This is a genomic window from Nonomuraea sp. NPDC050153 (assembly GCF_044460125.1).
Lineage (GTDB): Bacteria > Actinomycetota > Actinomycetes > Streptosporangiales > Streptosporangiaceae > Nonomuraea.
In genome coordinates, this window is the sequence record NZ_JBITJQ010000004.1 from 1 (window position 1) to 12,332 (window position 12,332).

At 68.2% G+C, this 12,332-nt stretch carries 14 protein-coding genes; all 14 read right to left on the reverse strand.

Features of this window, described 5'->3' with window-relative positions; translation table 11 throughout:
- Window positions 1-727: 727 nt before the first annotated feature.
- Window positions 728-1,051, reverse strand: a complete 324-nt coding sequence (locus ACIBQ1_RS12040) for a DUF2469 domain-containing protein (RefSeq protein ID WP_026215037.1) — start codon at window positions 1,049-1,051, stop codon at window positions 728-730.
- Window positions 1,052-1,090: 39 nt separating this feature from the next.
- On the reverse strand, window positions 1,091-1,759 hold the full coding sequence (locus ACIBQ1_RS12045) for a ribonuclease HII (protein ID WP_397276768.1): 669 nt from the start codon (window positions 1,757-1,759) through the stop codon (window positions 1,091-1,093).
- 52 nt (window positions 1,760-1,811) lie between these two features.
- On the reverse strand, window positions 1,812-2,408 hold the full coding sequence (gene lepB / locus ACIBQ1_RS12050) for a signal peptidase I (protein ID WP_397276770.1): 597 nt from the start codon (window positions 2,406-2,408) through the stop codon (window positions 1,812-1,814).
- Complete coding sequence (gene lepB / locus ACIBQ1_RS12055; RefSeq protein ID WP_397276771.1) at window positions 2,408-3,268, reverse strand: signal peptidase I; 861 nt, start codon at window positions 3,266-3,268, stop codon at window positions 2,408-2,410. The genes lepB (ACIBQ1_RS12050) and lepB (ACIBQ1_RS12055) overlap by 1 nt, the downstream gene beginning before the upstream one ends.
- 139 nt (window positions 3,269-3,407) lie before the next feature.
- Entirely contained in the window at window positions 3,408-3,770 is a 363-nt protein-coding gene (gene rplS / locus ACIBQ1_RS12060; RefSeq protein WP_397276772.1) for a 50S ribosomal protein L19, read from the reverse strand.
- Between the two features lie 137 nt (window positions 3,771-3,907).
- Entirely contained in the window at window positions 3,908-4,687 is a 780-nt protein-coding gene (trmD, locus tag ACIBQ1_RS12065; protein WP_397276774.1) for a tRNA (guanosine(37)-N1)-methyltransferase TrmD, read from the reverse strand.
- Complete coding sequence (gene rimM / locus ACIBQ1_RS12070; RefSeq protein ID WP_397276776.1) at window positions 4,687-5,187, reverse strand: ribosome maturation factor RimM; 501 nt, start codon at window positions 5,185-5,187, stop codon at window positions 4,687-4,689. The genes trmD and rimM overlap by 1 nt, the downstream gene beginning before the upstream one ends.
- A gap of 65 nt (window positions 5,188-5,252) precedes the next feature.
- A complete protein-coding gene (locus tag ACIBQ1_RS12075) occupies window positions 5,253-5,498 on the reverse strand; it encodes an RNA-binding protein (RefSeq protein WP_043634919.1) in 246 nt (81 codons plus the stop codon).
- A gap of 1 nt (window position 5,499) precedes the next feature.
- Window positions 5,500-5,940, reverse strand: coding sequence for a 30S ribosomal protein S16 (gene rpsP / locus ACIBQ1_RS12080; RefSeq protein ID WP_397276778.1), 441 nt, complete (start codon window positions 5,938-5,940; stop codon window positions 5,500-5,502).
- Window positions 5,941-6,490: 550 nt separating this feature from the next.
- Window positions 6,491-8,041 carry a signal recognition particle protein gene (gene ffh / locus ACIBQ1_RS12085; RefSeq protein WP_397276780.1) on the reverse strand — a complete coding sequence of 517 codons (1,551 nt, stop codon included), beginning with the start codon at window positions 8,039-8,041 and terminating at the stop codon, window positions 6,491-6,493.
- Between the two features lie 57 nt (window positions 8,042-8,098).
- Entirely contained in the window at window positions 8,099-8,659 is a 561-nt protein-coding gene (locus ACIBQ1_RS12090) for an ATP/GTP-binding protein (RefSeq protein ID WP_355379173.1), read from the reverse strand.
- A 7-nt stretch (window positions 8,660-8,666) separates the two neighbouring features.
- Window positions 8,667-8,990: a DUF742 domain-containing protein gene (locus ACIBQ1_RS12095; RefSeq protein ID WP_168022241.1), complete on the reverse strand. Its 324-nt coding sequence runs from the start codon at window positions 8,988-8,990 to the stop codon at window positions 8,667-8,669.
- A gap of 122 nt (window positions 8,991-9,112) precedes the next feature.
- The gene (locus tag ACIBQ1_RS12100) at window positions 9,113-9,535 is read right to left on the reverse strand and encodes a roadblock/LC7 domain-containing protein (RefSeq protein WP_397276782.1); all 423 of its coding nucleotides are present in this window, start codon (window positions 9,533-9,535) and stop codon (window positions 9,113-9,115) included.
- Complete coding sequence (locus ACIBQ1_RS12105; protein WP_397276784.1) at window positions 9,532-12,285, reverse strand: nitrate- and nitrite sensing domain-containing protein; 2,754 nt, start codon at window positions 12,283-12,285, stop codon at window positions 9,532-9,534. Before ACIBQ1_RS12105 ends, ACIBQ1_RS12100 begins: the two co-directional genes overlap by 4 nt.
- Window positions 12,286-12,332: the final 47 nt, after the last annotated feature.

Genomic DNA, 12,332 nt, shown 5'->3' on the forward strand with positions numbered 1-12,332 from the left:
GCACGCTGTCTCACCAGCCAGGTCATACCGCGATGACGATCACCACAGCAACCTGGCGATCTTCACACAACCCGACGTGCGGAAAACGGGGCTAGAGAGCGTGATGTTCTTGCAGTGGCCTGTGGGATAGGCGAGCGTCGCTGATTGGCCTCCGAGCCGCCCAGCGTCGGCTCGGCGGTGCCGATGCACGGCTGTGGCTTCCGAGGGGTCAGCGGTGATGACTCGCGAGAGTGGTCCGCAGCGCTGACTCGCCCTCAAGGCACACCCGCATCGCCCCTCAAAGCACGCCTGCATTGCTCGCGGGAATCAGCGCGCGTGCTTGTTGGTACGAGCGGTACGTCACGCTGAACCACCCCGCAGGCCAGAGCGGCAGCTCGTGAGCGTGGCATGCGGTGTCGGCCGCCCCGCACGGCGTACCGGTGTCGGCTCGCCAGCTCGGTGCGCGGTGTCGGCTCCGGAGAGGCACGGATGTGGCTCATTCACCAGAGGGGCGGATGGGGCTGAGGGTGAGGAACTGCCTTCTGGCGGAGCCTGTTGCGGAGGCGTGCCACCACCGGCGACCGGCCAAGCTGGACGGCCAGGCTGAGCCGGACGGCCAAGCTGGACGGCCAGGCTGAGCCGGACGGCCAAGCTGGATAGCCAGGCTGAGCCGGACGGCCAAGCTGGATAGCCAGGCTGAGCCGGACGGCCAGGCTGCGCGAGCGGGTGGGCCTCGAGCCCCGGCTTGTTACCCCGAGAAGCCCTCCTTGGGCATCTCCAGGTCCGCCTTGGCCAGTTCTTCCACGTTCACATCTTTAAACGTGACCACTCGCACGTTCTTCACGAACCGCGCCGGCCGATACATGTCCCACACCCAAGCGTCCTGCATCTTCACGTCGAAGAAGACGTCGCCGTTCTCCGCGGTACGGACGTCGAGGTCGACCGAGTTGGTCAGGTAGAAGCGACGCTCGGTCTCCACCACGTATGTGAACAAACCGACGACATCTCGGTATTCGCGGTAAAGCTGCAGCTCCATCTCGGTTTCGTACTTTTCGAGATCCTCTGCGCTCATCGCGGTCCTCCTGTCGTACCGGTCCCCCGGTTCGCCTGCTCAGGCAACCCCGGCCCCCATTTCATTTTCACCCATCTCCCTCGCCACCGTGACGAAGGAGTATCGGTGATCAGGACACGGCCCGTGCGTTTCCAGCGCCAGCCGGTGTCCTGGTGTGACATACCCCTTGTGCTCGGCGAAGCCGTACTGCGGGTAACGCTCGTCGAGCGCGACCATGAGACGGTCTCGCGTCACCTTGGCCACGATCGACGCCGCCGCCACGCATGCGGCCACCTGGTCCCCCTTCCACACGGCCAGCGACGGCGCCGGGAGCCCCGGCACCGGGAAGCCGTCCGTCAGGATGTACTCCGGGTCACAAGGCAACTGTGCGACAGCTCGCCGCATTCCTGAAACGTTGCTTTTGTGAAGACCTTTTGCGTCGATCTCCCCCGGCGGGATGATCACCATGCCGATGTGGGAGACGCGGACGATTTGGTCGTACAGACGTTCGCGCACCGCCGGGGAGAGCAGCTTCGAGTCGCCGAGGCCGTCGATCTGCCTGCGCAGGATCACGGCCGCGACGACGAGGGGCCCCGCGCAGGCGCCGCGGCCGGCCTCATCGACGCCCGCGATGGGGGTGAGGCCGCGGCGGGCGAGCGCCCGCTCATAGGCGTAGAGTCCGGAATCGCGCCGGACGACGCTTGGCCGAGGGCGGAACGCAACTGTCATGACAGAGGCAGCGTACGCCCCATACGCCGCGAACCGCGACCGAAAGCGCCCGCTATTTGACCTTGTCGAAAGTGTCAGGACGGGAGAAGAGATAACCCCGTGACAGTGGCCAGTAGCGCACCACGGCCTTGCCGATCACGTCGTTCTCCGAGATGAACCCGCCTCCGGCCTCCTCCATGTGGGCCCGCGAGTCGGCCGAGGCGCTGCGGTGATCGCCCATCAGCCAGAGCTTCCCGGGGGGCACGGTGACGTTGAACTTATCGCCGGAAGCGTAATCGCCTGGGTAGAGGTACGAAGCCTCGTCCAGCGGCGTGCCGTTGACCGTGATGTGCTTCTTGGAGTCGCAGCACACCACCTTGTCGCCGCCGACGCCGATGACCCGCTTGATGGTGTCCTCGCCGTTGTTCCAGCCCTTGAACACCACGATGTCGCCGCGCTCCGGCTTGCCCGCCAGCTTGTTGACGAACACCCGGTCGTTGACCAGCAGCGTGTTCTCCATCGAGACGGACGGGATGTAGAACGAGCCGACCACGAACGCCTGCAGCAGCAGCGCGATGCCCACGCCCAGGACCAGCAGCAGCACCGTCTCGCGGAAGCCGCCCTTCTTCTTCTCCTTGCCCACGCCCTCCGCCTTCTTGGTGACGGCCATCAACGCCTCCTCCCCAGCCAACGGCGACGAACCAGGACCAAGGGTACGGCCAGCCCGAACCCGGCGACCAGCGGCACGGAGCCGCCCAGTGCCTGAAGAGCGGGTTGCGCGAACGTGTCCGGGATGTCGATCGAGGACGCCCGGTTGAACGGCCAGACGATCACGAAGGCCCGCCCGATGACCTGGCTCTCGGGAATGGAGCCGCCACCCGCGTCTCCGGTGTGGGACCGGGAGTCGAGCGAGACCGACCGGTGGTCGCCCATCACCCACAGCCGCCCCTCCGGCACCGTGATGTCGAAGAACTTGTCGGACGGCACGTTGCCCGGATAGAGATAGCCCTCCTCGTCGATGGGCGTGCCGTTGACCGTGATGCGGTTCTTGGGGTCGCAGCACTTGACGTGGTCGCCGCCGACACCGATGACCCGCTTGATGTAGTCCTTCTCGCCGGGCACGATGCCGAACGCCGTGCCGACCCAGCGGAAGAAGGCCGCGATCGGGTTGGAAGGCTCCTCCATCGGGAACTCGCCGTCCCAGGAGTCGACGCCCGAGAAGACCACTACGTCGCCGCGCTCGATGTCACGCGTGTGGTAGACGAGCTTGTTGACCAGGACCCTGTCGTTTTTCAACAGGGTGTTCTCCATCGACTCCGACGGAATGTAGAAGGCCTGGATCACAAACGTCTTGATGATCAGGGCCAGCACCAAGGCCACGACGACAAGAACGGGAAGTTCTTTCCAGAACGACCCCTTCTTCTCCTTTTTCTCGCCTTTTGCTGGCTTCTGAGTCTCTTCGGCGACCACGTCCACCTCGTCCTCGACAGGGCGGCGCGGCGCGCCGTGCTCCTGGCTCTCGCTAGTCATCGCTGACGAGCCTAGATGATGCTTCGGCTCGACAAGCCTCGACCGACGTTACACCCATGCACGAGTCGCTCCACATAAAGGAAACGGCCCTGTAAAGCCGAATGGCCCGCGCCAGTGCGCGGGCCACGGAAAGAACGGGCTACTTGGCGGTCGTCGCCTCGCGCTTCTCGCGGATACGGGCGGCCTTGCCGCGCAGGTCGCGCATGTAGTAAAGCTTGGCCCGGCGCACGTCGCCGCGGGTCACGAGCACGATCTTCTCGATGACCGGGCTGTGCACGGGGAAGGTGCGCTCGACGCCGACGCCGTAGCTGACCTTGCGGACCGTGAAGGTCTCGCGGGCGCCGCTGCCCTGCCTGCGCAGCACGAAGCCCTTGAAGACCTGGATACGGGAGCGGTTTCCTTCGACGACTCGTACGTGAACCTCGAGCGTGTCGCCGGGACGGAAGCCCGGCACGTCGCTACGCAGCGTCGCCTTCTCGAGCTCCTGGATCTTCGTGTGCATGAGAGCTGTCCTCAAGTCCTCGTGAGCACGCGGAGGTCCACCCGGCCGGGGCTCGCGGCGGACACGCCTGCTGATGTGATGAACCCGGGATCGCTTCCCGGGCATGACAGACCAACCAAATGACGGTTGGCAGCGATTCAGTTTGCCATATCTTCGCGCTCGACGCGAAACGACAGCTCCTCCAGGAGCTTCCTGTCGTGCTTGTCGAGCGTGTCGGGGTCGAGCGCCGCCGCCAGCTCCGGCCTGTTCCGTACGGTACGACGCAGCGCCTGGTCACGCCGCCATCTGGCGATTTTTCCGTGATGTCCGGACAGCAGCACGTCAGGCACTTCGTGCCCCCGCCACACGGGCGGCTTGGTGTAGACGGGGCCTTCGACCAGGTTCTGCATGGAACCGGGCGCGAAGGAGTCGTCCACGGCCGACTGGGCATTGCCGAGCACCCCGGGCAGCAGCCGCCCGATGGCCTCCACCATGACCAGCACCGCCACCTCGCCCCCGGCCAGCACGTAGTCGCCGATGCCGACCTCGTCGACCCGCAGCCGGGAGCCGTACTCCGCCATGACCCGCGAGTCGATGCCCTCGTACCGGCCGCACGCGAACAGCAGCCACTGCTCCCCCGCCAGCTCCTGCGCCAGCTCCTGGGTGAACGGCCGCCCGCTCGGCGTCGGCACGATCATCCGCGGCGCGCCGTCCCCGACGACGGTGTCGATGGCCTCGCCCCACACCTCGGGCTTCATGACCATGCCCGGCCCCCCGCCGTAGGGGGTGTCGTCCACGGTCTTGTGCACGTCGTGGGTCCAGTCGCGCAGCTGGTGCACGCGTACGTCCAGCGTGCCGCGCTCGCGGGCCTTGCCGATCAGCGAGACGTCGAGCGGCGCGAAGTATTCGGGGAAGATCGAGATGATGTCGAGCCGCATCAGAGCAGGCCCTCAGGCGGATCGACGACCAGCCGACCGCCCTTCAGGTCGACCTCGGGCACCAGCGCCTTGACGAACGGGATGAGCGCCTCGTCCGCCCCGGCCCTGCGTACGACCAGGAGGTCCTGGCCGTGGTGGAGGACGTCGGTGACCTCGCCCACGGTCTCCCCGGCGGCGGTCTCCACCGTCAGGCCGATGAGCTGGTGATCGTGGAACTCGTCGGGGTCGTCGGACGGCGCCACCTCGGCCGAGTCGATGACCAGCATGGTGCCCCGCAGCTCCTCCGCCACGTCGCGGTCGGTGACCCCCTCGAAGGCCAGCAGCAGGAAGCCCTTGTGCCAGCGGCGGCCCTCTACGACGAGCGGCCCCCTGGCGGCGGGGTCCGTGGCGATGGACGTGCCCACGGCGAAACGCAGCTCGGGATCGTCGGTGCGTACCTCCACGGACACCTCACCGCGCACCCCGTGCGGACGGCCGATCCGGCCGACGACCAGCTGCAACGTGAACTCCTAACGCAAGCGCCCCCATCGGCCGGCAAAGCCGATGAGGGCGCGGAAACCTGACGCTAACGGACTGCTTCGTGCAGGTCGAGCAAGTCGACCCGCACGTACTTCCCGTCGGCCAGGGCGTTCACAACGGTGCGCAGCGCCTTGGCGGTGCGCCCGCCGCGTCCGATGACCTTGCCCAGGTCCTCGGGGTGCACCCGGACCTCCAGGACGCGCCCGCTGCGAATGCGGCGTGCGCGGACCCGGACATCGTCTGGATGTTCGACGATGCCCTTCACGAGGTGCTCGAGAGCCTCCTCGAGCACGTCAGGCCTCGCCCTCGGTCTGGGTCTCGACGGGGGCCTCGGCCTCTTCCTTCTTCTTGGCCTTCCTCGGCGTGGTGGCGGCCGTGCCGGTGTCGCCACCGGACAGCGCCTCCTTGGCCGCGGCCTCGTAGAGGGCGTGACGGTCAGGCGCGGGCTCGGCGACCTTCAGCGGCGCAGGGGCGGCCTCGCCCTTGAACTTCTGCCAGTCGCCGGTGAGCTTGAGCAGCTTGAGGACGGGCTCGGTCGGCTGCGCGCCGACCCCCAGCCAGTAGGCCGCACGCTCGGCGTTGACCTCGATGCGCGAAGGGTTTTCCTTCGGGTGGTACAGGCCGATCTCCTCGATCGCCCGGCCGTCACGCTTGGTGCGGCTGTCGGCGATGACGATGCGGTATTGAGCGTTGCGGATCATGCCGAGCCGCTTGAGCTTGATCTTGACTGCCACGGGTGTGGTCTCTCCTGCATTCGAGCGTGGGTGAACGGCATCTCGCCGAGTGGGGCACGACGGGACGACGCTCCAGGGACAGGCGCGTCCGGCGGGAGATGAGAGGGCACCCGCGTGGTCACGATGTTCCAACATGCCATTGTGCCAGATCGACGACACTGCCATCGACGTTCCGTCACGGCGCGTTGCCTCCGTCCGTGCCCGAGTGGCTCCCGGAGGCTCAGCACCGCCCGCGACCAGGCCGCACGTACGGCGAGCGACCCGCCCATGTTACCGCCCGGGTACGCGATCCCGGGCGATCCCCGTCCCCGGCGCCGGTACACCCCGACCGGCTCCTGCCCGGACGGAATGGCCCTCGACCCCCGCGGGGTGGGTAGCACAGACGTACGAGGGGCGGCCAGTCGCGACGGGTGCAGGCGCGCAGAGGCGACCAGGGCCCGGGTGAGAGGAACCCGCCAGGACCTGACCACTCCACCACCAACGCGGAAAACCGGGCCGCGGGCCGCCGACGGCCGGACCCGCCGCCGGGAGGGCTCTCGGCGGCGGTTTACTACTGGCCGGGCAGGCGGAACTTGGAGGGGTCGAAGCCGGGCGGCAACTCCATCCCCGGCGGCAGCTTGCCCCCCAGGTTGCCCAGCAGCCCGCCGCCCTTGGGCTCGGCCGCGGGAGCCTCCTCGGCGGAGGAGGCCTTGCCGAGGGCCGCCTTGCGCGGGTCGCCGCTGACGCGCCGCCCCTTCTTGGCCTTCTTCTGCGCCTTGGCCGCCTTGCCCCGGCCGCCCGGCATGCCGGGAATGCCCATGCCGCCCGCCATCCGCTTCATCATCTTCTGGGCGTCGAAGAAGCGGGTGACGAGGTTGCTGACGGCGGTGACCGTGACCCCGGAGCCGGCCGCGATGCGGGCCCGGCGCGACCCGTTGATGATCTTGGGGTCCTGGCGCTCCGCCGGCGTCATCGAGCGGATGATGGCGGCGATGCGGTCGAGGTCGCGATCGTCGATGGAGTTGAGCTGGTCGCGCATCTGCCCCATGCCGGGCATCATGCCCAGCAGGTTTTTGATGGGCCCCATCTTCTGGACCATCATCATCTGCTCGAGGAAGTCCTCGAGCGTGAAGTTTTCGCCCGACGTGAGCTTGCCCGCCATCTTGGCGGCCTGCTCCTCGTCGAACGTCTTCTGGGCCTGCTCGATCAGGGTGAGGATGTCACCCATGTCAAGGATGCGGGAGGCCATCCGGTCGGGGTGGAAGGCGTCGAAGTCTTCCAGCTTCTCGCCCGTGGAGGCGAACATGATCGGCCGGCCCGTGATGTGCCGCACCGACAGGGCGGCGCCACCGCGGGCGTCGCCGTCGAGCTTGGTCAGCACGACCCCGTCGAAGCCGACGCCCTCCATGAACGCCTGCGCCGTCGTGACGGCGTCCTGGCCGATCATGGCGTCGACCACGAACAGGACCTCGTCGGGCGAGACCGCGTCGCGGATGTCGGCGGCCTGCTTCATCATCTCCTGGTCGATGCCCAGGCGGCCGGCGGTGTCGATGACGACGATGTCGTGCTGCAGCCGCTTGGCCTCGTCGATCGATGTGCGGGCGACCTCGATCGGGTCGCCGGCGCCGTTGCCCGGCTCGGGGGCGTAGACGGCGACCCCGGCGCGCTCGCCCACGACCTGGAGCTGCTGGACGGCGTTGGGGCGCTGCAGGTCGGCGGCGACCAGCATGGGCGCGTGGCCCTGCTCGCGCAGCCACTTGGCCAGCTTGCCCGCCAGGGTGGTCTTACCGGCGCCCTGCAGACCCGCCAGCATGATGACGGTCGGCGGCGTCTTGGCGAGGCGGAGCCTGCGCGTCTCGCCGCCGAGGATCGCGATCAGCTCGTCGTTGACGATCTTGACGACCTGCTGCGCCGGGTTGAGCGCCTGGGAGACCTCGGACCCGCGGGCGCGCTCCTTGACCTGGGCGACGAACGCCTTGACCACCGGGAGCGCGACATCGGCCTCCAGCAGGGCGATGCGGATCTCGCGGGTGGTGGCGTCGATGTCGGCATCGGACAGCCGGCCTTTGGACCGGAGGGAGGAGAAGACCGATGTCAACCGGTCGGATAGCGTCTCGAACACGTGGTTGGCCAGTCCTCGAAGCGAATGAACGTCTAAGACTCCAGCCTATCCGCTCCGCTAGCCGCTCCAGCCTGGCACGGCCATGCGGACCGAGAGCGCGTGCTCGACCAGGTTGATCAGCGCGGTCTTGACCGAGTCCTTGGAGCGGGCGTCGAGGCGCACCATCGGGATGTGCGGCGCCAGGGTCAGGGCGTCGCGCACTTCGACGTCGCTGTGACCGTAGACGCCGTCCCAGCCGTTCACCCCCACGATGAACGGCAGCTGGGCTTCCTCGAAGTAGTCGATCGCGGGGAAGCTGTCCGCCAGGCGCCGCGTGTCCACGAGCACCACCGCGCCGATGGCACCGCGTACGAGGTCGTCCCACATGAACCAGAACCTGTGCTGTCCGGGGGTGCCGAACAGGTAAAGGATCAGGTCGCGATCAAGCGAGACGCGGCCGAAGTCCATGGCGACGGTCGTGGTCGACTTCAGCGGGGTCATGCCCAGATCGTCGATGCCCGCGGAGGCGTCGGTCATGACGGCCTCCGTGGTCAGCGGCATGATCTCCGACACCGCGCCGACGAACGTCGTCTTGCCCACCCCGAACCCACCGGCGACCACGATCTTCGTCGAGGTCAAACCGGGGCTAGAGCCTGCGAAGTCCACTGAGCACCCTTTCCAGCAGGTTGACGTCCGGCCTACCCGCTTCCAGCTGCGGCTGATGCACCCGAACCAGGCCCTCTGCCGCCATATCCGCGATCAGAACACGCACCACCCCGAGGGGGATCCGCAGCAGCGCCGAGACCTCAGCCACCGACCTGACCTGCAGGCACAGCTGGCTGATCGCCTTGTACTCGGGAGTGATGTGCGAGAACTCCCGATGTTCGGCGGTCGCCGAGGACACCAGTGCCTCCATGGCCAGCTTGACCTTGGGCGCGGTACGCCCGCCGGTGACGGCGTAGGGCCGCACCGGCGAGGCGGGGTCGTTGCTGGGCGGCGGAGGCTGCCAGCTCCCGCTGTTCTGGGAATCCCATGCACCGCTGTTATGGGATTCCCAGCCGCCGCTGTTCCATCTCGGGTCTGTCACCTACATCACCTGGTCTGGCTGGCGCGCAGTTCGGCGCGCACAGCCGGAGTAAGCACCTGACCGGCGCGATCAACCATCAGCGTCATCTGGTACGCCACCAGACCCATGTCACAGTCCGGGGCCGCCAGGACCGCCAGGCACGAGCCGTCGCTGATCGACATGATCAGCATCAGCCCGCGCTGCATCTCCACGATCGTCTGGTTGACCGCACCACCCTCGAACACCCTGGCCGCACCGTGCGTCAGGCTCACCAGGCCCGACGCGATGGCGGCCAGCTGGTCAGCCCGGTCAGCCGGGAACCCCGACGAGGCCGCCAGCGGCAGCCCGTCGGAGGAGACGACCACCGCGTGCGCGACGCCGGGAACGGTGCTGACGAAGTCGGTGATTAACCAGTCCACCCCACGTGCCGACTGGCTCAGGTCATTCATGTGCGCTCATCCCTGCTTTCAACACTTCTCGGACCGGAGGGATACGTCCTGCCCTCGCTGATGTCGTCACGTGCCGCCCTGAACCCCTGCTGGAAGCTCGAAAGGCGGCTGCGCACCCGGTCCGGCGAGACCGCCGGCATGGGGGCGACGCCCTTGGGCGCCGAGACGGTGTCGGCCGAGCCGGGCACCAGGTTGGCCTTGGGCACCCGCTTGGGCAGGCCCGCCGCGGTCGCGCCGTCACGTACCGGCTCGACCACGGCTTCCGCGGCGCTCCAGCCCGCGTCCGCCTTGGCGGAGCCCCAGGTCGCGCCACCCTCGTTGCCGTGCTCGAACCAGGCCGACTCGACCGAGGCGAAGATCGGCAGGTATTCGTCACCCGAAGAGGCGGGCTTCACGGCCGGGATGGGACCGGTCGCCGCCGACTCGGTTTCGGGGAAGTCGTATCTCGGCTGCCCCATGTCCATCTGGTCGCCGCCGAAGGGCCGCCTCGGCAGGGAGTTGTTGTCCTGGCCCCATTCGCCCGGCCGGCTGTTGGAGTTGCGCGCCGGGACCCAGACGTCAGAGGTGTCGTAGCCGCCGCTGCTGCTGCGCGGGTCGGCCGGCCAGCCCACGTCCACGCTCGGCTGCGCCGAGAACGACGGCTGCGAGGGGAACGACGGGTGCCCCGGTCCGGGCTGGTAGCCTCCCGGCCCCCAATTGGGAACCGGCGGCGGAGGCATGGGGGGTTGCATCGGGGGCTGCATGGGGGACTGCATCGGGGACTGCATGGGTGGCATGGGCTGACGGGCGCCGAAGCTCTCGTCGAACGAGTCCAGGGTCCCCATGCCGTTGCTTCCGGGGGTCGCGTAGGCGGGAGACTGCGAGCCGAGCAGCGCTTCCGGCATCAGGACCATGGCGGTCAGGCCGCCGGTGCCGTGCGGGCGCAGCTGCACCCGGATGCCGTGGCGGTGCGCCAGCCTCGCGACCACGAACAGGCCCATGCGACGCGACACCGACACGTCCACGGTGGGAGCGTCCATGAGGCGGTCGTTGGCGATGGTGAGCTCGTCCGGGGTCATGCCGATTCCGGAGTCGCTGATCGACAGCATCACGCCGCCGCCGTCGATCCTGCTGCCGGAGACCGTCACCCTGGTCTCGCGCGGCGAGAACGACAGGGCGTTCTCGATCAGCTCGGCGAGCAGGTGGATGACGTCGTTGACGGCCTGACCGGCCACGGCGACGCCGTCCGGGACCTGGAGGACGACCCGCTCGTAGTTCTCGACCTCGGACAGCGAGGCGCGGGCGACGTCGACCAGCTTGACGGGCTTGCTCCAGCGGCGAGGCGGTTCCTGGCCGGCGAGAACCAGGAGGTTCTCGCTGTTGCGCCGCATGCGGGTGGCCAGGTGGTCCAGCTTGAACAGGTTGCCGAGCCGCTGCTCGTCCTGCTCGCCCTGCTCCAGCCCGTCGATCAGGGTGATCTGCCGTTCGACCAGCGTCTGGCTGCGCCGGGACAGGTTCACGAACATCGCGTTGACGTTGCTCCGCAGGCGGGCTTCCTCGCCCGCCAGCCGGACCGCCTCGCGGTGTACCTCGTCGAATGCCCGCGCGACTTCACCGATCTCGTCCTGAGAGGCGACACCGATGGGCTGGACGTCGACGTTGTCCCCGGTCGACTCGGCCTCACGGAGCTGACGGACGGTGTCGGGCAGGCGGCGACCGGCGATGAACAGCGCCTCCCTGCGCAGCCTGCGCAGGGGGCCGCTCAGCGAACGCGCCATGAAGACGGTGACCAGCAGCACGAGGATGAGCAGGATCAGGATGGCGATCGCCACGATGACGGCGCTCTGCTGCTCGGCCCCTTCCAGGGTGCGGCTGCGGAGCACGATGGAGTCGGCGGCGCGCTGCTCGACCTTGCGCATCCCGTCGATCGTCTCGCTGATGGCGGCGAACCAGTCCTTGCCGTCACGGGTGAGGCCGAGCTTCGGGTCCGTCACGTTCTGCGGCTGCCCCAGGCTCTGCAGGAACAGGGCTCGGGCGGCCAGGATCTCCGCGCGGTCGACGGCCTTGCCGCTGACGGTGTCGTCGTACGCCTGGCGCAGCTCAAGGGGGACCTGTGCCCGGAAGGTGGCCAGCTCACTGTTCTTCTGCGCACGGGCGGCGATGAAGGCGTCGAGCTCGGCCCGGCCGAATTCCCTGGTCGCCAGGGCCGACACGAGCAGCGCGCGCTGCGTGGAGACGAACTGCTTGGCGCGGGCAAGGGCGGCGAAGCCGGAGACGACCGCCGAGAGCTCCTTGTCGACCGCACCTTGATCGATGGTGTCGTTCAGGGAGAGGAGGTCTGTGATGAACCGGTCGTAGAGCTCGATGACGGAGTTCACGTCGAGCTGGGAGTCCATCGCGTTGTTACGCGCGGTCTCCAGCTCGTTGAGGCGGTTCTTGATACGCAGGGCCTCGGGCGCCTGGGGGCTGTCGGAGGAGGCCAGCGCATCGACGCTGCCCTTGACCTCGGCGACGAGCTTGTTGACCGGCTCGTACTGATCGGTCACCACATCCCGGCCGGCCTTGCGCCCGAGGGCGACGAAGCGCGCGGTGTAGTCACGCTCCACCTCGACCTCGTGCGCGAGCGCGGTCAGCCGGCTCGCCAGCACGGCGACCTCGTTGACCTGCGCGTAGTCGCCGGCGCTCGAGATCGACGTGGTGACGCGCAGGCCACCGAGCACGAGCGCGGCGAGGGTCGGGATGACGACCAGGACGAGCAGTTTGGAGCGCACACGCCAGTTACGCAGGGAGAACCGCGATGCCGTCCGAGGCTTGCCTG